Annotated in this window: 18 protein-coding genes; 10 read left to right on the top strand and 8 right to left on the bottom strand. The window is 61.1% G+C overall.

Translation table 11 applies throughout. From position 1 onward, the window contains the following. The first annotated feature begins 35 nt into the window (after positions 1-35). The gene (locus tag A7317_RS07815; RefSeq protein WP_024074139.1) at positions 36-968 is read left to right on the top strand and encodes a proline iminopeptidase-family hydrolase; all 933 of its coding nucleotides are present in this window, start codon (positions 36-38) and stop codon (positions 966-968) included. A gap of 327 nt (positions 969-1,295) precedes the next feature. On the opposite strand, the gene A7317_RS07810 is transcribed toward A7317_RS07815, so the two are convergent. Further along, complete coding sequence (locus A7317_RS07810) at positions 1,296-2,798, bottom strand: nucleobase:cation symporter-2 family protein (protein ID WP_024074138.1); 1,503 nt, start codon at positions 2,796-2,798, stop codon at positions 1,296-1,298. A gap of 160 nt (positions 2,799-2,958) precedes the next feature. Here A7317_RS07810 and A7317_RS07805 point away from each other — a divergent pair, with 160 nt between their 5' ends. Then, positions 2,959-3,792, top strand: a complete 834-nt coding sequence (locus tag A7317_RS07805; protein WP_069075508.1) for a nucleoside-binding protein — start codon at positions 2,959-2,961, stop codon at positions 3,790-3,792. Between the two features lie 54 nt (positions 3,793-3,846). On the opposite strand, the gene punC is transcribed toward A7317_RS07805, so the two are convergent. Next, positions 3,847-5,043 (bottom strand): purine nucleoside transporter PunC, encoded by a 1,197-nt coding sequence (gene punC / locus A7317_RS07800; RefSeq protein ID WP_069075507.1) that lies wholly within the window; start codon positions 5,041-5,043, stop codon positions 3,847-3,849. Between the two features lie 122 nt (positions 5,044-5,165). On the opposite strand from punC, the gene punR reads away from it, so the two are divergent. Continuing rightward, entirely contained in the window at positions 5,166-6,080 is a 915-nt protein-coding gene (gene punR, locus A7317_RS07795; protein WP_069075506.1) for a DNA-binding transcriptional activator PunR, read from the top strand. A gap of 180 nt (positions 6,081-6,260) precedes the next feature. Here punR and A7317_RS07790 read toward each other — a convergent pair whose 3' ends face one another. Then, on the bottom strand, positions 6,261-7,430 hold the full coding sequence (locus tag A7317_RS07790) for an aspartate aminotransferase family protein (RefSeq protein WP_024074133.1): 1,170 nt from the start codon (positions 7,428-7,430) through the stop codon (positions 6,261-6,263). 103 nt (positions 7,431-7,533) lie between these two features. On the opposite strand from A7317_RS07790, the gene A7317_RS07785 reads away from it, so the two are divergent. Beyond that, on the top strand, positions 7,534-8,439 hold the full coding sequence (locus A7317_RS07785) for a LysR family transcriptional regulator (RefSeq protein WP_069077374.1): 906 nt from the start codon (positions 7,534-7,536) through the stop codon (positions 8,437-8,439). On the opposite strand, the gene A7317_RS07780 is transcribed toward A7317_RS07785, so the two are convergent. Next, positions 8,436-9,059, bottom strand: coding sequence for an HAD family hydrolase (locus A7317_RS07780; protein WP_069075505.1), 624 nt, complete (start codon positions 9,057-9,059; stop codon positions 8,436-8,438). The two genes, A7317_RS07785 and A7317_RS07780, sit on opposite strands and share 4 nt — an antisense overlap. Before the next feature lie 189 nt (positions 9,060-9,248). Beyond that, positions 9,249-10,442, bottom strand: a complete 1,194-nt coding sequence (gene fabV, locus A7317_RS07775) for an enoyl-ACP reductase FabV (RefSeq protein ID WP_024074130.1) — start codon at positions 10,440-10,442, stop codon at positions 9,249-9,251. Positions 10,443-10,817: 375 nt separating this feature from the next. Here fabV and A7317_RS07770 point away from each other — a divergent pair, with 375 nt between their 5' ends. From A7317_RS07770 to A7317_RS07760, 3 genes are all read left to right on the top strand, one after another. Further along, a complete protein-coding gene (locus tag A7317_RS07770; protein WP_069075504.1) occupies positions 10,818-11,642 on the top strand; it encodes an aspartyl/asparaginyl beta-hydroxylase domain-containing protein in 825 nt (274 codons plus the stop codon). 149 nt (positions 11,643-11,791) lie between these two features. Next, positions 11,792-13,165: a nucleotide 5'-monophosphate nucleosidase PpnN gene (gene ppnN / locus A7317_RS07765; RefSeq protein ID WP_024074128.1), complete on the top strand. Its 1,374-nt coding sequence runs from the start codon at positions 11,792-11,794 to the stop codon at positions 13,163-13,165. Positions 13,166-13,401: 236 nt separating this feature from the next. Further along, positions 13,402-13,776 carry a hypothetical protein gene (locus tag A7317_RS07760; protein ID WP_024074126.1) on the top strand — a complete coding sequence of 125 codons (375 nt, stop codon included), beginning with the start codon at positions 13,402-13,404 and terminating at the stop codon, positions 13,774-13,776. A gap of 8 nt (positions 13,777-13,784) precedes the next feature. Here the strand turns inward: A7317_RS07760 and A7317_RS07755 are convergent, their stop codons facing one another. Further along, positions 13,785-14,114, bottom strand: coding sequence for a YXWGXW repeat-containing protein (locus tag A7317_RS07755; RefSeq protein ID WP_041160867.1), 330 nt, complete (start codon positions 14,112-14,114; stop codon positions 13,785-13,787). 203 nt (positions 14,115-14,317) lie between these two features. Beyond that, the gene (locus A7317_RS07750) at positions 14,318-15,214 is read right to left on the bottom strand and encodes a LysR family transcriptional regulator (protein WP_069075503.1); all 897 of its coding nucleotides are present in this window, start codon (positions 15,212-15,214) and stop codon (positions 14,318-14,320) included. 99 nt (positions 15,215-15,313) lie between these two features. Between A7317_RS07750 and A7317_RS07745 the strand changes: the two genes are divergently transcribed. Both A7317_RS07745 and A7317_RS07740 read left to right on the top strand, forming a co-directional pair. After that, positions 15,314-15,985 (top strand): NADPH-dependent F420 reductase, encoded by a 672-nt coding sequence (locus tag A7317_RS07745; RefSeq protein ID WP_069075502.1) that lies wholly within the window; start codon positions 15,314-15,316, stop codon positions 15,983-15,985. A 120-nt stretch (positions 15,986-16,105) separates the two neighbouring features. Continuing rightward, complete coding sequence (locus tag A7317_RS07740) at positions 16,106-17,131, top strand: IS110 family transposase (protein ID WP_024074122.1); 1,026 nt, start codon at positions 16,106-16,108, stop codon at positions 17,129-17,131. Between the two features lie 350 nt (positions 17,132-17,481). Here the strand turns inward: A7317_RS07740 and A7317_RS07735 are convergent, their stop codons facing one another. Beyond that, positions 17,482-19,410, bottom strand: a complete 1,929-nt coding sequence (locus tag A7317_RS07735; protein WP_069075501.1) for a transglycosylase SLT domain-containing protein — start codon at positions 19,408-19,410, stop codon at positions 17,482-17,484. A gap of 213 nt (positions 19,411-19,623) precedes the next feature. Between A7317_RS07735 and A7317_RS07730 the strand changes: the two genes are divergently transcribed. Further along, a complete protein-coding gene (locus A7317_RS07730; RefSeq protein ID WP_024074076.1) occupies positions 19,624-21,540 on the top strand; it encodes an ATP-binding cassette domain-containing protein in 1,917 nt (638 codons plus the stop codon). Positions 21,541-21,602 lie beyond the last annotated feature (62 nt).

The following is a 21,602-nucleotide window of genomic DNA, read 5'->3' as shown; positions in this document are numbered from 1 at the left end:
TGTCCCTGATCCTTTTTTTCAGAGCAGGGTACGAAATGGAATTCATCGAAAAAATCCGCGAAGGGTATGCGGCCTTTGGCGCTTACCAGACCTGGTACCGCATCACTGGCGACCTGACCACCGGCCGCACACCGTTGGTGATCATCCATGGGGGCCCCGGCTGCACCCATGACTACGTCGACGCCTTCAAGGACGTCGCCGCCAGCGGTCATGCCGTGATCCACTACGATCAACTGGGCAATGGGCGCTCCACCCACTTGCCCGACAAAGACCCCTCCTTCTGGACCGTCAGCCTGTTCCTCGATGAGCTGAACAACCTGCTGGACCACCTGCAAATCAGCGATGACTACGCGATCCTCGGGCAATCCTGGGGCGGCATGCTCGGCAGTGAGCATGCGATCCTGCAACCCAAGGGCCTGCGCGCCTTCATCCCGGCCAACTCGCCCACCTGCATGCGCACCTGGGTCAGCGAAGCCAACCGCCTGCGCAAACTGCTGCCCGAAGGCGTGCATGAAACCCTGCTCAAGCATGAAGCCGCCGGCACCTACCAAGACCCGGAATACCTCGCCGCCTCGCGGATTTTCTATGACCAGCACGTGTGCCGGGTCAACCCCTGGCCTGAAGAGGTAGCCCGCACCTTCGCCGCGGTCGATGCCGACCCGACGGTGTACCACGCCATGAGCGGCCCTACCGAGTTCCACGTGATTGGCAGCCTGAAGGACTGGAACGTGATCGGCCGCCTGTCGGCGATCAAGGTGCCGACCCTGGTGATTTCCGGCCGGCATGACGAGGCGACGCCGCTGGTGGTCAAGCCGTTCCTGGACGAAATCGCGGATGTGCGCTGGGCACTGTTTGAAGACTCCAGCCACATGCCCCATGTGGAAGAGCGCCAGGCGTGCATGGGCACGGTGGTGAAGTTCCTGGATGAGGCGTGCTCGACGCCGCACACAGCCCTCAAGGCTGGCTGAGGTAAAAATGTGCAGGGCCACTTAGCGCTGTCGCTCAGTAAATTGGAATATCCCTGTGGCGAGCGGGCTTGCCCTAATGCCGTTCAGTTAAGGCTTTTTTGTAGGAGCGAGCTTGCTCGCGAAAAACTCACAGGCGCCCGTTATCGTTGACGTTTTTCGCGAGCAAGCTCGCTCCTACAGAAGGCGATGTACTCTTAACTGAACGGCATTAGGGCAAGCCCGCTCGCCACAGCAAGTCCGCTGGCCACAACATGCCCGCTCGCCACAATCAGCCAACTTGCCTGAACAAGCCCACTGGCCACTGCAGCTCGCCCCCCCTCCTACCGTCTAGACGTCGCTGGTCTCCGGCCTCGCGGCTTTGTTCGACACCTGCGCCACCAGTGGAATCTCCTGACCCTGTGCATCAAACAACTTGCCGCCGCTGAAGTAATCCCCCTCGCGCAAGGCCGCCACATCCTGGAAGCACAAACTGCGCTCCGTCCCTGCCACGAACACTGATTGCTGGTCTGAGTTACCGGCGGTGATGTGGTTGAACGCCAGGTTCAGCAGGATCGCCATGATCGCCGACGAGCTGATGCCCGAGTGGAAAATGGTCGCGAACCAGCTGGGAAAATGATCGTAGAAACTCGGCGCAGCGATGGGGATCATGCCGAAACCGATGGACGTGGCGACGATGATCAGGTTCATGTTGTTGCGGTAATCCACCTTGGACAGCGTGCGAATACCACTGGCCGCCACGGTGCCGAACAGCACGATCCCGGCACCGCCCAGTACCGAGGTCGGTACGGCCGCAATGACACGCCCCATGAAGGGCAGCAGGCCGAGAATCACCAGGAACAGCCCACCGGTCGCCACCACAAACCGACTCTTCACCCCCGTCACCGCCACCAGGCCGACGTTCTGGGCGAATGCACTTTGGGTGAACGAACCGAAGATCGGCGCGAACATGCTCGACAGCATATCGGCACGCAGGCCATTACCGAGACGTTTGGAGTCGACCTTGGTGTCGATGATCTCACCCACCGCCAGGATATCTGCCGAGGTTTCCACCAGGGTCACCATCACCACGATACACATGGAAATGATCGCCGCCACATGAAAGGTCGGCATGCCGAAATGGAATGGCGCGGGGAAACCGAACATCGGCCCCTGGGTGACACCGGAGAAGTCGGCCATGCCCAGCAATACCGCAATGAGCGTGCCGATCACCATCGCCAGCAGGATCGACAACCGCGAGATAGTCGCACTGCCGATCTTGCTCAGCAGCAACACCAGCACCAGGGTCAGCGCCGCCAGGCCGATGTTCGGCATGCTGCCGAAGTCGGCTGCGCGGCTGTTGCCGCCCATGGCCCACCGCGCCGCGACGGGCATCAGGGTCAGGCCGATGGTGGTGATCACGATACCGGTCACCAGCGGTGGGAAAAACTGGGTGATCCGCGAGAACACCGGGGTAATCAATAGCCCGATCAACGACGCCGCCATCACCGCCCCCAGAATCGCTGGCACCCCGCCAGCGCCATCACTGCCGACAATCGCCACCATGGTTGCCACACCGGCAAACGACACGCCCTGTACCAGCGGCAACTGGCAGCCAAAAAACGGCAGGCCAAGGGTTTGCAGCAAGGTGGCCAGGCCACCGGCAAACAACGACGCGGCGATCAACAGGCCGATATCCGCCGGCGACAACCCAGCCGCCTGGCCGACGATCAACGGTACGGCAACGATGCCGCCGTACATGGTGAGCACATGCTGCAGGCCGTAAGCCAGGTTGGCGGCGACGCCAAGATTCTCATCTTCCGGCCGCTGCGGTGACGCCTTCGGGATAGTCATGGTGAGGGGTTCTCTGTTTTTTGTTGTGCGGCCACTGTATGCAATGTAAGGACTGGATGTCCATAGAGTTGTATACAATCAATCGAACAAGATACCCTCCATCGGCGTTACAAAAACAATCCGGCCGACATGAGCCAGAACGCCAAAGGACACTAAAACCATGAAAAAGGCACTACAGGGCGCAACCGTGGCATTGACGCTCCTCGGCGGTGGGGAGGCCGTCGCGATGGAATGGATGAACAACAGCGTAGGATTTCGCTACGGCCAGCAGTTCACCAATCCGAACAACCCCGATGCATTCAGTAAACGCATCTACAGCTTTACCCACGCCAGCGGCTACCAGTACGGCAGTCACTTCCTGAACCTGGATGTGTTCCTGTCCGACAACCGCGACCCGCGCAAGGGCACCGACCACGGCGGCAGTGAGGTGTACGCGGTGTATCGGCACCAGTTGTATGCCTCTCGCGTCTTCGATACGCCGCTGGGTACCGGGTTGATCAAGGATTACGCCTTCACCCTGGGCTTCGATGCCAACCGCAACAACAACTTCGCCTCAGCCAGGAAACGCGCACTGGTGCTCGGCCCGACCTTGAAGTTCAACACCTTCGGCGTGCTGGACCTGAGCCTGATGTACTACAAGGAACGGAACCACACCGGCATTCCCGGCGCGAAAGAGTCGAACCACACGTTTGACGACACTTACCTGCTCAACCTGACCTGGATGCGCCCGTTCGAGATCGGCAACCACGGGGCCAGGTTCCAGGGGTTCATCAACCACGTCGGAGACAAGGGCGAGGACTTCCACGGCCGCGATACCGCAGCCGAAACCTTGCTGCGCACCGCGCTGATGGTGGCGGTGCGGCCGGGTAAAAGTGTTAAGCCGAACCTGTACCTTGGGGTGGGCTACGAGTACTGGCATAACAAATTCGGTGTGGATGGCGGCCGGGGCAGCCGCACATCGACGCCGACGGTGAATATGGAAGTGACCTTCTAGGGGGAGTCAAATGCAGGAGGGGGCTCGCTCCCTCCCACAGACTGAAACGCAGTGTCACTCCAGTTTCAGATCCGTTACCAGTTCCGAGCGGCCCGCTTTCGGCCGCGCCAGCCAGTAACCCAGCACCGCCAACGGCGCAGTCGCCAGCATCACCAGCGCCGTGATCAACAGCGGCTGCTCGAGCATCGACGACACCACCAGGCTGCTGAGAAAGCACAGCCCCAATTGCAGGGTGTTTTGCAGCGCTGCGGCCTTGCCGGAATTTTCTGCGAAGGGCATCAGCGCATTCGCCACCACGATCGGATAGCTGGCGCCATTGACCAGGGCCATCAGGCAGAACGGGATCAGCAAGGTGGTCAGGGTCGGCACGGTCAAGGTGGCGACCAGGTACAACGCCACCATGCTGATGCAATAGGCCACCAACAACCACGGCAACAGTGTCTTGCCCTGGAAACGCTGCAAGGCGCTGCGGCAACTGTAGCCACCGACCAGGAAGGCGAGGGTCGGCAGCACATAGCTCAAGCCGATGTCATTGGGGCTGTAGCCCATGTCACCGAGGATGAAGGGCGACGCGGTCAGCCAGGCGAAAAAACTGGCCGAGCACGCCGCAAAGATCATGACGTTGCCGGTGAATACCCGAGAGCCGAGCAACTGCCCGTAGCCCAGGCGCGCAGGCTCGCCCTCTGCGGCAGGGCGTTTGGGCAAGGCACGTAGGAATAACGTAGGCAGCAGCAACAGCAGCGAGACGCCCAATAACACCGCGAAAATCGCCTGCCAGCCAAAGTGATTCAACACCATCGCGCCCAACAGCGGGGCCAGGGCGGGCGACAATGACATCAGCGGCATGATACTGGCGAATACACGGTGGGCTTTGTCAGCCGGATAACGGTCAATCACCAAGGCCTGCCAACTGACCGCGGCGGAACACACGCCAATCGCCTGGATAAAACGCAAGGCCAGCAGCTGCGGCGCCGTCTCGACCCAGAACATCCCCGCGCAGCCCAGCACGAACAGGCTCAGGCCGGTGACCAGGATCGGTTTGCGCCCGAGTCGGTCAGACAACGGCCCCCACAGCAACTGCCCCACCGCAAAGCCGGCGAGGAAAATACTCAGGCTGGCGCCCACCGCGCCGGCGCCGATCTGCAATTGCTCGCCCATGGCGCCAAACGCCGGCAAGTACATGTCCATGGCGAGGTAACCGAGCATGCTCAGCCCCGCCAGATACCAGGTGAAACCAAAAGAGTTTTTCATTGAAGCCTTATAGATCCTGCCATCAAACTATTTGCTGACTACTGCCCATTATGAAGCTGGTAACATCCCTGTGAAGCGATAATAATTGGACACATCTATCAATATTTTTGAAGGCAGTGTGTATGTGGTCCGAATACTCCCTGGATGTGGTTGATGCGGTCGCGCGTCACGGCAGCTTCAGCGCTGCGGCCCAGGAACTGCACCGCGTGCCATCGGCCATCAGCTATACGGTGCGCCAACTGGAAGAGTGGCTGGCCGTGCCGTTGTTTGTGCGGCGCCATCGCGATGTCGAACTCACCCCCGCTGGCCGTCTATTTATAGATGAAGCGCGGGGCGTGATGAAAAAAATGCTCGGTACACGGCGCTTGTGCCAGCAGGTGGCCAATGGCTGGAGCGGCCAGTTGAAGGTCGCGGTGGATTCCATCGTCAAACCCCAGCGTTGCCGGCAATTGGTGCTGGATTTCTATCGACAGTTTCCCGAGGTGGAATTGCTGCTGGAATACGAGGTGTACAACGGCGTGTGGGACGCCCTGGCCGATGAACGTACCGACATTGTGATCGGCGCCACCAGCGCGGTGCCGGTGGCCAGTCACTTCACCTTTCGCGACATGGGGCTGTTGAACTGGCTGTGCGTGGTCAGCAGCCAGCATCCGCTCGCCGGCATCAAAGGCTTGCTCAATGACGACCAACTGCGCCCCTTCGCCTCGCTGTGCATGACCGATACGTCACGCAACCTGCCCAAGCGCGACACCTGGACCCTGGACAACCAGCGCCGCCTGGTGGTGCCTAACTGGGCCTCGGCGATCGACTGCCTGCGCGATGGCCTGTGCGTTGGCATGGCGCCAGCGCATCAAGTGCTGCCCTGGATCGAACGCGGTGAGCTGGTGGCCCTGCAATTGAGCCGCCCCTTCCCCGCCAGCCCGTCGTGCGTGGCGTGGGCGCAGAACAAGGTGTCCCCCGCCATGCGTTGGTTGCTGGAGTACTTGGGCGACACCGAGACGATGAACCAGGAGTGGTTGAATGGGAGTGACCGTTGAAGATCACCGGGATCCGTTGTGTGGGGGGGCCAGTCCGTCAAGGTTTTTTGTAGGAGCGAGCTTGCTCGCGAAAAACTCATAGGCGCCGCGTCCATTCAGGAAGCACGCGCTATCGTTGACGTTTTTCGCGAGCAAGCCCGCTGGCGATGTACGCTTAACTGACGGGCATCAGATCCCATTTCAATCCAGTAAACGCGTGATGGCGCGCACGATCATCTCGACCTCCTTGGCCTCCAGGGTTAGCGGCGGCAGCAGCCGAATGACTTTGCCCCGCGTCACATTGATCAGCAGCCCATGCTCCTGGGCGGCACGCTGGGCCAGGTCGCGATAAGGGCTGGCCAACTCGATCCCGATCATCAGGCCTTGCCCGCGAATCGCCAGCACTTGCGGGTGCTCATTCAATTCCACCCGTAACCGCGCCAGCAGGCGCTCCCCCTGTTGCGCGGCGTTCTGCAACAGCCCCTGCTCTTCGATAATGTCGAGCACGGTGCAGCCGACGCGACACGCCAGCGGATTGCCGCCAAAGGTACTGCCGTGACTGCCCGGCGTGAACAGCTCGGCCACGTGAGCCCGAGCCAGGCACGCGCCGATAGGTACGCCGTTGCCGAGGCCTTTGGCCAAGGTCATCACGTCCGGAACAATGCCTTCATGCTGGAAGGCAAACCAAGCGCCAGTACGTCCGATGCCGGTCTGGATTTCATCGAGCATCATCAGCCAGCCATGGCGCGAGCAGTGATCGCGCAAGGCTTTCAGATAACCCGGCGGCGCGACCATCACGCCGCTTTCGCCCTGGATAGGCTCCAACAGGACAGCGGCAATACGCGGGCCGAACTGCTGAGTCAGCGCCTCCAGGGCTGCCAGGTCGCCAAAACCCACCTTGAGAAAATCCCCCGGCAAACGCTGGAAGCCCAGGCGTACCGACGGTCCGTCACTGGCAGCCATGGTGCCGAGGGTGCGGCCGTGGAAGGCGTTTTCCATCACCACCACCAACGGCTGCTCGATGCCCTTTTTCCAGCCATGCAGGCGCGCCAGCTTCAGTGCCGTCTCGTTGGCTTCGGCACCGGAATTGTTGAAGAAGGCGCGGTCCAGGCCGGACAGCCGGGTCAGGCGCAGGGCCAGTCGTTGTTGCCAGTCGATGCTGTAGAGGTTGGAGGTGTGCAACAGCAAGCCGGCCTGTTCGCTGATGGCTGCTACCAGTTTTGGGTGGGAGTGCCCAACGTTGGTCACCGCCACGCCCGCCACCGCGTCCAGGTATTCACGCCCCTGCTGGTCCCACAGGCGCGTGCCCAAGCCACGGGTAAAGCTCAGGGCCAGGGGTTGGTAGGTGGTCATCAGGCAGGCGGCGGTCATGGTGGCAAGCTCCAGGGCATCGTGGGGACGATCCCAGTATCGTTAGCCACCTGAGCTGGATAAACTGCACTTTCCTGCAATGACTTTGAACCAGGGCTTGATAATGGATTTATTCCAGGCGATGTCGGTGTATGTGAAAGTGGTCGAGAGCGGCAGCATGACCGCCGCCGCCCACGCCTGCGGAATGTCGACCACCATGGTCGGCAACCACCTGCGCGCGCTCGAGCAACGGCTGGGAGTCAGCCTGCTCAAGCGCACCACGCGCAAGCAAAGCCTGACGGAGTTCGGTGGGCAGTATTACCAGCGTTGCCTGGAAGTGCTGGGGTTGGTGGCCGACTCCGAGCAATTGGCCGAACAGGCCCACAGCGACGTCCCCCGCGGCACCCTGCGCATCACGGCGCCCCCCGCCTTCGGCACCGAACGCCTGGCACCGGCCTTGAGCGAGTTCTCCCGGCGCTACCCGCAGATCAAGCTGTACGTGGTGCTCAGCAACCAGCGCATGGACCTGGTCGACAGCGGTTTCGACGTGGCGATCCGCCTGGGTGAACTGGAACCCTCAAGCTTGATCGCACGGCCCATGCAGGATTACACCATGACCCTGTGCGCCTCGCCGGATTACCTGGCGCGACACGGCATGCCACAGGTGCCCGAGCATCTGCAACAGCATGACTGCCTGGCATTCGCCTACCCGTCGACCGACGATTGGCGCAACGCCGACAAACTGTGGCGCATGACCGGGGATGAGGGCGAGGTGGAGATTCCAGTATCGGGCTCGTTGACCATCAACAGCTCGCAAGCCCTGCGCCAGGCCGCAGTGCAAGGCATGGGCATCGTTATGCTGCCGGATGCCCTGGTGCAGCCCGACCTGCAAACCGGCAAGCTGGTGGCCCTATTGACCACCTACCAACTGCCCAGCCGCCCCATGCACCTGCTGTACCCCCAGGACCGCTATCGCCTGCCCAAGTTGCGCGCCTTTGTGGATTTCGTCATGGAACAGTGGGCGCGCTAGAAGCCCACGCCCAATTCCCGCAAGCGGGCGGCCGTGCGTTCGGCGGACACATGATGAATGCCCTGCCAACCCAAGGCGACAGCCGCCTCGATATTGCCGGCGACGTCGTCGATGAACACCACTTCGCTCGGCTGGATATCCGGCAGATGAGCACGCACCTGGGCGAGGCTGGCGTGATAGATCGCGGCATCCGGCTTGATCAGCTTCAACTCGCCGGAGACCACGATGTCGCGAAAACACTGCAGGAACGGGTAGTTGGCCCGCGCATAGGGGAACGTCTCGGCCGACCAGTTGGTGAGCCCGAACAGCGGCATGTCGGCGTGATGCAACGCCTCGAGAATGGCCACGCCCTCCGGTAACGGGCCGCGCAGCATTTCATGCCAGCGGTCGTAATAGGCCGAGATCAAGGTTTCGTGCTGGGGGTATTGCGCGATCAGGCTGCGCGTAGCCTCGGCCAGGGTACGACCCGCGTCCTGCTCGGTGTTCCAGGCCTGGGTACAGATGGTGTCGAGGAACCACTGCCGTTCGTGATCGTCGGCAATCAGCTTGCGGTACAGGTGGTGCGGGTTCCAATCGAACAGGACACCGCCAAAATCAAAAACGACTGCACGAATCGTCATCAGATCCTCCGTTAGCGTGAGTTGATAGCCGATGGAGTCTGGCAGATCGATGGCGGCAGCGGCAAAGGCTTAACACACAACGAATGTGGGAGCGGGCTTGCCCACGATTGCAGGGTGTCAGCCGAAACATCCAGCACTGACAAACCGCGATCGCGGGCAAGCCCGCTCCCACATTTTTTTCGAGCGTGTTTAGGCTTGGACCAGGCCGTTGATCTTAACGGTCGGATTCACGTCAGCCTCGTAGTCCACGCCATCGATCTCAAAGCCGAACAAGCGCAGGAACTCAGCCTTGTAGCCGGCAAAATCGCTGATCTCGTTGACGTTGTCGTCGGTCACCTGGTTCCACAGTGCTGCCACGGCGTCCTGGACCTTCGGCTCCAGTTCGGCCAGGTCGGCGCGCAGGCGGCCGTCGGCGTCGAGCTTCGGCTGGCTGCCGTACAAGCTGTCCTTGAACAGGCCGTAGACCTGCTCGATGCAACCTTCGTGGGTGCCCTGCTCTTTCATCACCTTGAACAGCAACGACAGGTACAGCGGCATGATCGGGATCGCCGAGCTGGCCTGGGTCACCACGGCCTTGAGTACCGACACACGAGCGTCGCCCTTCAGCGCAGCCAGGTTGTCGCGCAGGGTCAGGACTTTCTTGTCCAGGTCCTTCTTGGCTTCGCCGATGGAACCGTTCCAGTAGATGTCCTGGGTCAGCTTCTCACCCAGGTAGGTGAACGCAGTGGTCTTGGCGCCTTCGGCCAGTACATCGGCGTCACGCAGGGCGTCGATCCACAGCTGCCAGTCTTCGCCACCCATGACTTTCACGGTGCCGTCGATTTCTTCCTGGGTCGCCGGTTCCAGGGTGGTGTCGACCACGACGCCCTTGTCGGTGTTGATCCCACGCAGGGTCACGGCTTTGCCGATCGGCTTGAGGGTGGAGTTGTGCACCACGCCCTGCGGGTCGGTACGGCGTGGCGCGGCCAGGCTGTAGACCACCAGGTCGATCTTGCCCAGGTCTTTCTTGATGGTGTCGATGGTCAGGCGCTTGATCTCGTCGGAGAACGCATCACCGTTGATGCTCTTGGCGTACAGGCCTTTTTCGACGGCAAACTTCTCGAACGCGGCGCTGTTGTACCAGCCGGCGGAGCTCAACTTGCCCTCTTCGCCTTCTTTCTCAAAAAACACGCCCAGGGTGTCGGCACCGCAGCCAAACGCGGCACTGATGCGCGCGGCCAGGCCATAACCGGTGGAAGCACCGAGGACCAGCACCTTTTTCGGGCCGCCTTCGATGACGCCGTGTTGAGTCACGTAGTCGATCTGTTCCTTGACGTTCGCTTCACAGCCAACAGGGTGAGCGGTCACACAGATGAAGCCACGAACCCGCGGTTTGATGATCATAAAATTTCTGCCTCTTCCAAGGTGCCGAAGGCCAATGGTGGCCATTCAACTTCAATCGTACCGGTCTATGACGTCCAAAAAACCGAAGCGTCACGATAGTCGCAAATCTTCTGTTTACAAAATCCAATCGGCGCCGCGCTTTTCTGCGCATCCCTGCTAACGTTCGGGGTATCGCCACGCGTCCTGCGCCGTTTTCGCAGCAAACGCTATTCGTGAAAATTTGTTCAATCCCTTCACAATTTTGCAATATTTAAAACGCCCAACCGACTGATAACGCCTTATCATGGCGGGGTTGTTTCAATATGTTTCAAAACCCCACCACTCGCAGCCACGGAACCGTACCTGTCGAATGGCGTCCAGCTGGAGCTGAGTTTCATGAGCAAGTCCGCGTTACGCAAGAAAGCAGTGTCGATCGCCTGGGTGTTCGGCGTGCTGCTGTTTATTTTCCTGTTCCCCCTGACCACGGCGGTCTTCCTCGGCCTGGTACTGGTCTGCGGTGTCTATGACTTCCTGCGTAACGGCTTGTATGACCGCGATACCTTCAAGAAATACTTCATCGGCAGCGGCCGCAATACCTGGCTACTGGCGCCGTTCAACACCCTGTTCGACCTGCTGAGCAGCCGCAATCGCCATGTCTACACGATGCGCGACCTGCCGCCCGCCTGGCGTGAAGACCTGCAACAGGTGATCAACGATGCCATGGCCCACAAGGATGAAATCATCGGCTACCTGGACGAGCGCATGGCCGAGAAGAAACGCGGCATGCTGTTTTTCCAGTGGTATGGCCGCCCGATCGAAACCACCCTGGACATCCCGGAACTGCGTAAAAAGCTGCCGTTCGTGAAGACCATCGGGGTTTCGGTGTTCAACGAAAACCGCTCGACGTCCTTTCACTTCGGGCCCCTGCGCATGATGTTCCGGGTGCTCTACAACATGGCGCCGGCGCCTCACCATGACGGCGTGTATATCCAGGTCGGCAAGCACAAGCATTACTGGCACGACGACCCGCTGTTTATTTTCGATGACACGTTGATGCATGCGTCCTTCAACAAGAACGACGCAAAACGTTACTGCCTGTTCATTGATATCGTGCGGCCGACCTTGCTGCCCTCGGTCCTCAACGCCGTGATCGCGGGTTTTGCCGGCCTGGTATTCACCCTGCGTCGGGTTTTCTACAAAAACTGGAAGCTGATTCAGTAAGTTCTGCGGCATGATGGTGCTGGACGGTGTTTGCGCCCTGCCCGCGAGGCGGCCAGAATAACCGTCTCGTGCGACCGAATTCGGCGCCCACCATTCTCAAGCCATCGCCCCGCTGAAGGGCGCGGTGGCTGCGCTTTCAAGGAACCAGAATGCCCCAACGTCAAGTCATCAACGCCTCCGTCAGCCCCAAGGGCAGCCTCGAAACACTCTCCCAACGTGAAGTCCAGCAACTGAGCGAAGCCGGCTCCGGCAGCATCTATACCCTGTTCCGTCAATGCGCCCTGGCCATCCTCAATACCGGCGCGCATATCGACAACGCCAAAACCATCCTCGACGCCTATAAAGACTTTGAAGTGCGCATTCATCAGCAGGATCGTGGCGTACGCCTGGAACTGTTGAACGCGCCGGCCGATGCGTTCGTCGATGGCGAAATGATCGCCAGCACCCGCGAGATGCTGTTCAGCGCCTTGCGTGACATCGTCTACACCGAGAACGAACTGGACAGCCAGCGCATCGACCTGAGCAACTCACAGGGCATCACCGACTACGTGTTCCACCTGCTGCGCAATGCGCGCACGCTGCGCCCGGGTGTCGAGCCGAAGATCGTGGTGTGCTGGGGCGGGCACTCGATCAACACCGAAGAATACAAATACACCAAGAAGGTTGGCCACGAACTGGGCCTGCGCAGCCTCGACGTGTGCACCGGCTGCGGTCCCGGCGTAATGAAAGGGCCGATGAAGGGCGCGACCATTTCCCACGCCAAGCAACGCATCACCGGCGGGCGCTACCTGGGCCTGACCGAGCCCGGCATCATCGCCGCCGAAGCGCCGAACCCGATCGTCAACGAGCTGGTGATCCTGCCGGATATCGAGAAGCGCCTGGAAGCCTTCGTGCGCGTCGGCCACGGCATCATCATCTTCCCAGGCGGTGCCGGCACGGCCGAAGAGTTCCTGTACCTGCTGGGTATTTTGATGCACCCGGACAACCGTGGCCTGCCATTTCCGGTCATCCTCACCGGGCCGAAACACGCCGCGCCGTACCTGCAGCAACTGCACGCCTTCGTCGGCGCAACCCTGGGCGAAGCAGCGCAGGCGCACTACCAGATCATCATCGATGACCCGGCCGAAGTGGCTCGCCAGATGACCGCCGGGCTCAAGGCGGTGAAGCAGTTCCGGCGCGAGCGCAACGACGCGTTTCACTTCAATTGGCTGTTGAAGATCGACGAAGGCTTCCAGCGCCCGTTCGACCCGACCCACGAAAACATGGCCAGCCTGCAACTGAGCCACGCGCTGCCGCCCCATGAGCTGGCGGCCAACCTGCGTCGTGCGTTTTCGGGGATCGTGGCGGGTAACGTCAAGGACAAGGGCATTCGCCTGATCGAACAGAACGGCCCGTACGAGATCCACGGCGACCCGGCCATCATGCAACCGCTGGACGAGCTGCTACAGGCCTTCGTCGCCCAGCACCGCATGAAGCTGCCAGGCGGCGCGGCCTATGTGCCGTGCTACCGCGTGGTGCAATAAACCGGCACTGCGCTCGGCCATGGTTTGTATCGCTGGGAACCCGATGGAAGGGTGTGAGTGAAGTTCGGTCCAGGGTTTGACCTGTTCGGACTCACCCACATCCAGAAAGCGGCCCAGGCAATCGTGGAGTGGGGGCGGGTACTGGAGACCCTGCGGCCCACCCGCGATCGCCGCGTTGCGGCAGCGAGCAGGCTTTGGTAAAACCGCATCTTCCCTTGATCCAGAGAACGCCTCACGTGCGCACGCTTCTTCTCGCAGCCCTGGTCATGACGCCGACCCTCGTCCTGGCTGACACCATCGCCTGGCCCGACTTGCCGCCCACCTGCTTTGTCAGCGGCCGCTCCGCCACGAGTGCGGATGTCGACAGCGGGTGTGCCGCCTTCCTGATCAATGTCAAAGGCCAGGCGGCGGGCACCCCGATCAAAGTGGATATTCCCCAGTACGCCATGCATGTGGATGAAACGACCGGCAAGGAAACCCCGGTGATCCTCATCCAGGCCGAGGAAAACGGTGAGGTCAAGGCCGTGGGCTATCGGGAACTGGGCACCGACCAACTGGGGGCGGCACTGTTGCGGGAGGTTCGGCTCCTGGGTACGAAGAAGCCGACCTAGGCAGGGCTTCAGCGAACCCAGCCACCCACCTGCCAGTGGAAACCGTCATTGCGTTGCACCCAGTGCGGATGCACGTAGCGATAGCCTTCGCGCACAGGCTCCCAATGGCCATGCACCGCGACGTAGCGCCCACCGTCCCAACGCCAGTAACCGCGCGACCATATATAGCCGTAGCGTGGCGCAGGCTCGACTTCAATCACTTGAACCGGCGGCGGCTGTGGCGCGACCACCTCGACATACTCACGTTGCACCGGGCGCCGCTCATGCACGACACGCTCTTGCACACACCCGGATGCGGCGACAACCATGGCCGCCAATGCTGCATAACGTAACAACATACAAACCCCTCGGGCGCTAACACCCAACACCTGTATCAGTAAAAAATGCCCCCTGGTTCCAGCCGCGCTCCTGCATGGCCTGGGTTCTTTTTTAACAGGTGGTGTCTGTCAGGTTGCTGAACCCACTCGCCTCAAAAAGCGCACGCGACGGCCGGTCGCTTCAGGCGTACCCGCAACACCCCGGCGTTTGCACCTCTTCGCCCTCATGCCGGGCCGAAACGCTCCAGCACCGCCTCGACAAACCCTCGCAACTTGGCGGTACGCTGGCGGTGGGCGGTGTAGACCAGATGCATTGGCCGGCTGGGAGCCTCGAAGTCCGGCAGCACCTGCACCAACTCACCCCTGGCCAACGCCGCGTGCAGAAAGTCTTCCGGGCCCAGGACGATGCCAAAACCGTCCAGCGCGGCTGTCATCAATGCCCGGCTTTCATTGATCTGCAACCGGCTGGCGACCTTCACTGTGTGCGGTGTCGAGCCTTGGTAAAACACCCATTCGCGATCCGCGGGGCGTGACCAGAAGGCGTAGCCCAGGCATTCATGGTGCTCCAGATCGGCCGGCGCCAGCGGCATGCCGCGGGCCGCCAAGTACGCCGGCGCCGCGCAGGCCACCAGGCGGTAAGGCGCCAGTGGCCGCGCGGTCAAACCGGTGGTGGCCAGCGGGCCGATGCGAAACGCCGCTTCATAGCCCTCCTCCACCAAATCGACGAAACGATCCGTGAGGTGCAGGTCGATTTGCACCTGGGGGTTATCGCGCAAAAAAGCGGTAATCAGCGGCATCAGGCTGTAGGAGCCGAAAGTGACCGGCGCGGTGATTTTCAGCTTGCCACGCGGCGTGTCATTCATGATCTGCGCCAGGGAATCAGCCGCCTCGGCCTCTGTCAGGATATGTTTGCACCGCTCGTAATACGCGCTGCCCAACTCGGTGAGGCTTTGTCGACGCGTGGTGCGATTGAGCAAGCGCGCGCCCAGGCGCTGCTCCAGCGCGGCAACGTGTTTGGCCACCATCTGCGCCGACATGTTCAAGCGCTCGGCAGCGCGGGCGTATGAGCCCAACTCGGCGGCGACCACAAAGGCATTCATGCTGGATAGACGGTCCATCATTCCCTACTCCCAGTAACAACACCCACGCCATAACAATTATTTATCGCCAAACAGTTGCCAATCATCATAACGGCTCCCCTGTTCAAAAGGAGCAAGACCATGAAGATTGGCGTGATTGGCGCGGGCTTTATCGGGCGTGCCGTGGCCCAGCTGGCTTTAGCTGCCGGCCATGAGGTGATGCTGAGCAACTCCCGTGGCCCGCAGACCATGAGCAGCGTGCTCAGCGGTATTCGCGGCGTCAAAGTGGGCAGTGCGCAAGATGCCGCGCAGTTCGGTGACGTGGTGCTGGTGGCGATTCCGTTTGAGCATTACCGCAGCATTCCCGCGCAGTGGCTGGAGGGCAAGACAATACTGGATCCCAACAACTACTACCCCGAGCGTGACGGGCATTTCCCCGCGCTCGACCGTTTTGAAACCACCACCAGCCGGCTGCTCGCCGAGCATTTTTCCCATTCGAAGGTGGTCAAGGTGTTCAATGCGATCTTCGCGACCGACCTGACCGAGCACGCCCGCCCCCACGGTGCCCCTGACCGCCGCGCATTGCCGGTGGCCGCCGATGATGCTGGCGCGAAAGCCCAGGTGATCGGCTTACTCGACGAGCTGGGCTTCGATGCCGTGGACGCCGGCAACCTGGATGAAAGCTGGCGGTTCGAGCGCGCCAAACCGGCGTATTGCGTGCCGCTGGACCAGGCCGGGTTGAGGGCGGCCCTGGCCGCGGCCGAGCGCACGGTTGAACTGCCTCCGGTCAGCCGGGAGCACACCCACAGTTAAACAGCCGCGCACAAAAAGCCCGCTGACCGTTACCGGTTCAGCGGGCTAATGAGATGGTCACCCCCACACCCTGCGAGGGCTACGCTTTCGCAGGGTGTTTTGTTTTTGGAGGCCATCATCATGAGCGAGTCAGCGCTGATCGGGATCGATCTCGGCAAACATAATTTCCACCTTCTGGGCCAAGACAAATCGGGCCGCGAGGTGTTTCGCAAAAAGCTCTCGCGAGCGCAGATGATGCGGTTCTTCGGCAACTTGCCGAGCTGCGTCGTGGTAACGGAAGCCTGTGCCGGCTCTCACTTCATCGCCCGTCAGCTTGCGGCGATGGGGCATACGACCAAGTTGATTTCACCGCAGTTTGTCCGCCCTTTCGTCAAGGGCAACAAAAATGACTTTATCGACGCAGAGGCCATTTGCGAGGCGGCTTCCCGTCCGTCCATGCGCTTCGTTACGCCTAAAACCGAGTCTCAGCAAACCCTGTCTGTCCTGCATCGCATGCGCGAGTCGTTGGTGCATGACCGCACCAAGACAGCCAATCAGATGCACGGTTTCCTGCTGGAATTTGGCATCAGCCTGCCCAAAGGCTCAGCCATCATGAAGCGTTTGGCAGCTGTTTTGGCCGAGCATGAGCTGCCTGTGCGGCTGACAGTGCTGTTGCAACGCCTGCACGATCACTTCGTTTACCTGGATGAACAGATCAAGGAACTGGACAAACAACTGGCTTGCCAGCTGGCCGACGATGATCTGGGGAGCCGTTTGCTTAGCATGCCGTGTGTCGGTCCGATCACCGCCAGCCTTCTGGCTGTAGAAATGGGCGATGGCAAGCAATACCGATGCAGTCGCGATTTTGCGGCTTCAGTGGGCTTGGTGCCGCGACAGTACAGCACGGGCGGCAAAGCCAATTTGTTGGGGATCAGCAAGCGGGGTGACAAGCACCTGCGGCAACTGCTGGTGCAATGCTCCAGGGTTTACATGCAGAGGCTGGATCATCAGAAGGGGGCTTTGGCCGACTGGGTGCGAGCGCTGCTGCGCCGACGACACTCGAATGTGGTGGCCTGTGCCCTGGCCAACAAACTGGCGCGTATCGCTTGGGCGATAGCGGCTCACCATGCGCAATATGAAGCAGGGCCAGACGCCTTGAACGCCTGACCCTGCGGTTGTTGCAGTACCACAATTCACCCTTCAGGTTTTGCGATAGCTGAACAACGGATGACGTGAACGGCCTACCGGCCTGGCGAAGATCCTGACATAAAAATCGGCTTCAGAAGCCGACGGGCTTTTAAGGATCGTCAGGCGCGACTCTCATCGTGGCGCTGGGGCAAGCCCCAAACAGACGCCGGATAGATTTAAGCAAGCCAACCACATCGCCCGTTAATCAGTATTGCAAAAATGGGGGGAAACGCGGTGGCCTTATTGGGGCCGCTTCGCAGCCCAACGCGGGGCAAGCCCGCTCGCCACAACAAGCCCGCTCGCCACAACAGGCTTTTCGTCAGCCATTGTCACTGATCATCAAAATACCGCTCATGCCAATCCACCAGCGGCTGTGGTGAGTTGAGCTTCTGTCCGTAGATCACCGAATAAGACAGCACGTTCTGTACATATTGACGGGTTTCATCGAACGGAATGCTTTCCACCCACACGTCGAAACTCAGGTGGTCGGCGCCGCGCAGCCATTGACGCACGCGGCCGGGGCCGGCGTTGTAGGCGGCGGAGGCGAGCACGCGGTTGCCGTTGAACTGGCTGTGTACCTGGCTGAGGTAGGCGGCGCCGAGCTGGATGTTTTTATCCGGGTCCAGTACCTGGGCGGGTGAGGCCAGGGGGATACTGAACTTGCGCGCGGTGTCCTTGGCGGTGCCGGGCATCAGTTGCATCAGGCCGCTGGCACCGACGCCGGAGCGGGCGTCGTCCATGAAGGCGCTTTCCTGGCGGGTGATAGCGAACACCCAGCTCGAATGCAGGCCGCGTACCTTGGCTTCGCGCACCAGGGTGTCGCGGTGGGCCATCGGGAAGCGGATGTCCAGGTCGTCCCAGTACTGAGCCTGGCTGATGGTGCGAATCGCCGGGAAGTACCACTTCATGTCATAGGCCAGCTTGGCCTGGGCGACCATTTCGTCACGGTCAAAGTGACGGCTGACGTGGTACCACTCGCGGCGACCGTCCACCACCTGGCCACGGGCATAGAACTCGAGGGCACGGCGCACGCCGGGGGTGTTGCGCACCTTGTTGATCAGCGCCTGGCTCATCAACAGCGGCTTGTTGATCAACTGGTACGGCGCCTTGGAGCGGTCAGCGGCGAGGAAACCGTAGAAATCCCGCTCCCTCGCCAGGTTCTTGTACAGCACCAGGGCTTGCGGGTTTTTCGGCTCGGCCAGTTCCAGGCTGCGGGCCTGCCAGTAGCGCCAGCGATTGGTGGTGGCCAAGTCTTGTGGGAGTTTTCGCGTCAACTGATAGGCATCTTCCCAGCGGGCCAGGCGCAGCAGCAGGCGCAGGCGCCATTCGGACACGGTGTTGTCGCGCAGTTCGGGGTCGTACTTGGTCATCACCTCAAGGGCGCGTGGATCGAAGCGCTTGGCCAGGGTCAGGCCGATTTCACGAGCGATCGCCACTTTTTCGTCACGGGAGAAGTGCATGCTGCTGGCATAGCCGTCGAGCAGGGCCATGGCCTTGTCCGGGTCCTGGCGAGCCAGGCGGCGCAGGCCCAGGCCCACGGCGTCAGACATGGCTTCGGTGGCCGGCAGGAAGCGCGAAGGATCACTGAGCATGTCGGGCTTTTGCGCCACGTCGACCATCAGGCGGCCTTGGGCGCCGAGGGTCGGCAGGGTTTTCACCAGGCTGTTGGCCAGCGCGTAGTTGCGCGCTTCGGCAGCGAGCTTGGCGCGGTCCCAGATTTTTTGCTCGGTGAGCTGGCCGTCGGCGGCCCATTGACTAAAGGTGGCATCGCACGCGGCGGGCTGGGATTTGCCGGTCATCCACAGTTTTTCGGTGGTCTTGTAGCCTTCGGCTTTCAAATTGTGGGTGAGCTGGAACTGGCCATGCAGGCAGTCCAATTCAACGAAATTGAGCTTGGCATCGTAGTACTTTTCAAAGGTCTGCCAATCACCACGATCGGCCAGCCAGCGCAACCAGCGCAGTTTCATCCAGTTGGCCTGGGGCAGGTCGCCGTTTTTCGCAAGGAACTGTTCGATTTCCTCGTTGCTGGCGGTCTTCAGGCGGGCGGTCAGCTCGTCGTACGCCAGGTAGGGCGTCAGCGGGTAGTCGGCCAGGGCCTGGCTGTATTGCATGTAGGGGCCGGTATCGCCCTTGGCCAGTGCACGCTTGGCTTCATCGTAATATTGACGTTGAGTGGTGAGGTCCACGGCCTGCGCGGATTGAACGGCAGTGGCGGAAAGAAGCAGACAAGATAAAAAGTTGAAAAGGCGACTGCGCATGAGACGTCCGTGCAGAGAAATCACGACTAGCGCCGGCACCGCCGACACTGATTGCCCCTAGCTTAGCCTTTTGCCAGCGGCCGGTGAAAGCTTTGCCGGCCGGTTGGTTGAAGATCGCCGGAAATGTCCTACAGAACGTATCAGCAGAGAAAATGGCGACCGCATCCAGCCCTCAAGTCAGGTAGAATGCGCGCCCAGTTTTTGGAGAAGCGTATGACCCTGCTCAAATTCAGCGATGTGTCCCTTGCTTTCGGCGCTATGCCGTTGTTGGACAAGGTGTCCTGGCAGATCGCCCGTGGTGAGCGGGTGTGCATCATCGGCCGCAACGGCACCGGCAAGTCCAGCATGATGAAGCTGGTAAAAGGCGACCAGAAGCCCGACGACGGCTCTGTGTGGCGTGCCCCGGGCCTCAAGATCGGCGAATTGCCGCAAGAATTGCCGGTGGCCGACGGACGGACCGTGTTCGACGTGGTTGCCGAAGGCCTGGACGGCGTTGGTGAGTTGCTTGCGCAGTACCACCACCTGGCGCAGAACTGCGTCACCGAAGAAGACCTGGACAAGCTTATGCACGTCCAGCAAGACCTCGAAGCCCGCGACGGCTGGCGCCTGCAGCAACTGGTGGACAGTACCCTGAGCCGCCTGCAACTGCCGGCCGACAAGACCCTCGCCGAATTGTCCGGCGGCTGGCGTCGCCGGGTGTTGCTGGCCCAGGCGCTGGTGTCCGAGCCGGACCTGCTGCTGCTCGACGAACCCACCAACCACCTGGACATCGGCGCCATCGCCTGGCTGGAAGAAGCCCTCAAGGATTTCCAGGGTGCCGTGCTGTTCATCACGCACGACCGTTCCTTCCTGCAAAACCTCGCCACGCGCATCCTCGAACTGGACCGTGGTGGCCTGATCGACTGGAACGGCGACTACGCCAGCTTCCTGGTGCACAAGGAAGCCGCACTGTCCGCCGAAGAAACCGCCAACGCCCTGTTCGACAAGAAACTGGCCCAGGAAGAAGTCTGGATCCGCCAGGGCATCAAGGCGCGCCGTACCCGTAACGAAGGCCGCGTACGTGCCCTGAAAGCCCTGCGCGTCGAGCGCAGCGAACGTCGCGAGCGCACCGGCAAGGCCAATATCCAGCTGGATACCGCCGACAAGTCGGGCAAGCAAGTGATGGTGCTGGAAAACGTCAGCTTCCATCACCCGGACGGTCCGTTCCTGATCAAGGACTTCTCCATGGTCCTGCAACGCGGCGACCGTATCGGCCTGCTGGGCGCCAACGGTACCGGCAAGACCACCTTGCTCAAGCTGATGCTCAACGGCCTGCAACCGACCAGCGGCACCGTGGAAGAGGGCACCCGCATCGACGTGGCCTACTTCGATCAGTTGCGTCACCAGCTGGACCTGGAAAAGACCGTGATCGACAACGTTGCCGAAGGTCGCGACTTTATCGACATCGACGGCCAGAGTCGCCACGTGCTGAGCTACCTGGGCGACTTCCTGTTCAGCCCGCAGCGTGCCCGCACACCCGTCAAGGCCTTGTCCGGTGGTGAGCGCGCGCGCCTGCTGCTGGCCAAGCTGTTCAGCAAGCCGGCCAACCTGCTGGTACTCGACGAACCGACCAACGACCTCGATGTGGAAACCCTCGAACTGCTGGAAGAGGTCTTGCTGACCTTCAACGGCACTGTGCTGATGGTCAGCCACGACCGGGCATTCCTCGACAACGTGGTCACCAGTACCCTGGTCTTCGAAGGGGAAGGCAAGGTGCGTGAGTACGTCGGTGGTTACCAGGACTGGCTGCGTCAGGGTGGTTCACCGCGCCTGCTGGGCGTGACCGAGAGCAAGTCCGGCAAGGCCGACCTGACCTCCGCCGTTGTCGCCCCGGTGGCCGCTGCCCCGGCCCAGGAAGCTGCCCCGGCGGCCAAGAAGAAGCTCAGCTACAAGCTTCAGCGTGAGCTGGAAGCCTTGCCGGGTGATATCGAGGCCAAGGAGCAACAGATCGCGGCTGTGGAAGCGCAAATGGCCGACGCGGGTTTCTACCTGCGCCCGGCGGCGGAAACCGCCAAGGTCATCGCTTCCCTGGAGACGTTGAACCAGGAGCTGGAAGCGCTGGTTGAGCGTTGGGCTGAGTTGGATGCCTGATTGATCCAGATGCATAAAAAAACCCGGTGTTCATTTGGATGAACACCGGGTTTTTCATATGA

The sequence above is a fragment of the Pseudomonas fluorescens genome, from assembly GCF_001708445.1.
Taxonomy (GTDB): Bacteria; Pseudomonadota; Gammaproteobacteria; order Pseudomonadales; family Pseudomonadaceae; genus Aquipseudomonas; species Aquipseudomonas gorinensis.
The sequence above is the reverse complement of the archived record's forward strand: the minus strand, read 5'-3'. Positions and strand labels throughout refer to the sequence as shown.

Bases quoted from the DNA above. Each gene is read 5' to 3' on its own strand.
- A7317_RS07815 (WP_024074139.1), top strand. From the start codon at position 36: ATGGAATTCATCGAAAAAATCCGCGAAGGGTATGCGGCCTTTGGCGCT.
- A7317_RS07810 (WP_024074138.1), bottom strand. From the start codon at position 2,798: ATGACTATCCCGAAGGCGTCACCGCAGCGGCCGGAAGATGAGAATCTT.
- A7317_RS07805 (WP_069075508.1), top strand. From the start codon at position 2,959: ATGAAAAAGGCACTACAGGGCGCAACCGTGGCATTGACGCTCCTCGGC.
- punC (WP_069075507.1), bottom strand. From the start codon at position 5,043: ATGAAAAACTCTTTTGGTTTCACCTGGTATCTGGCGGGGCTGAGCATG.
- punR (WP_069075506.1), top strand. From the start codon at position 5,166: ATGTGGTCCGAATACTCCCTGGATGTGGTTGATGCGGTCGCGCGTCAC.
- A7317_RS07790 (WP_024074133.1), bottom strand. From the start codon at position 7,430: ATGACCGCCGCCTGCCTGATGACCACCTACCAACCCCTGGCCCTGAGC.
- A7317_RS07785 (WP_069077374.1), top strand. From the start codon at position 7,534: ATGGATTTATTCCAGGCGATGTCGGTGTATGTGAAAGTGGTCGAGAGC.
- A7317_RS07780 (WP_069075505.1), bottom strand. From the start codon at position 9,059: ATGACGATTCGTGCAGTCGTTTTTGATTTTGGCGGTGTCCTGTTCGAT.
- fabV (WP_024074130.1), bottom strand. From the start codon at position 10,442: ATGATCATCAAACCGCGGGTTCGTGGCTTCATCTGTGTGACCGCTCAC.
- A7317_RS07770 (WP_069075504.1), top strand. From the start codon at position 10,818: ATGAGCAAGTCCGCGTTACGCAAGAAAGCAGTGTCGATCGCCTGGGTG.
- ppnN (WP_024074128.1), top strand. From the start codon at position 11,792: ATGCCCCAACGTCAAGTCATCAACGCCTCCGTCAGCCCCAAGGGCAGC.
- A7317_RS07755 (WP_041160867.1), bottom strand. From the start codon at position 14,114: ATGTTGTTACGTTATGCAGCATTGGCGGCCATGGTTGTCGCCGCATCC.
- A7317_RS07750 (WP_069075503.1), bottom strand. From the start codon at position 15,214: ATGATGGACCGTCTATCCAGCATGAATGCCTTTGTGGTCGCCGCCGAG.
- A7317_RS07745 (WP_069075502.1), top strand. From the start codon at position 15,314: ATGAAGATTGGCGTGATTGGCGCGGGCTTTATCGGGCGTGCCGTGGCC.
- A7317_RS07740 (WP_024074122.1), top strand. From the start codon at position 16,106: ATGAGCGAGTCAGCGCTGATCGGGATCGATCTCGGCAAACATAATTTC.
- A7317_RS07735 (WP_069075501.1), bottom strand. From the start codon at position 19,410: ATGCGCAGTCGCCTTTTCAACTTTTTATCTTGTCTGCTTCTTTCCGCC.
- A7317_RS07730 (WP_024074076.1), top strand. From the start codon at position 19,624: ATGACCCTGCTCAAATTCAGCGATGTGTCCCTTGCTTTCGGCGCTATG.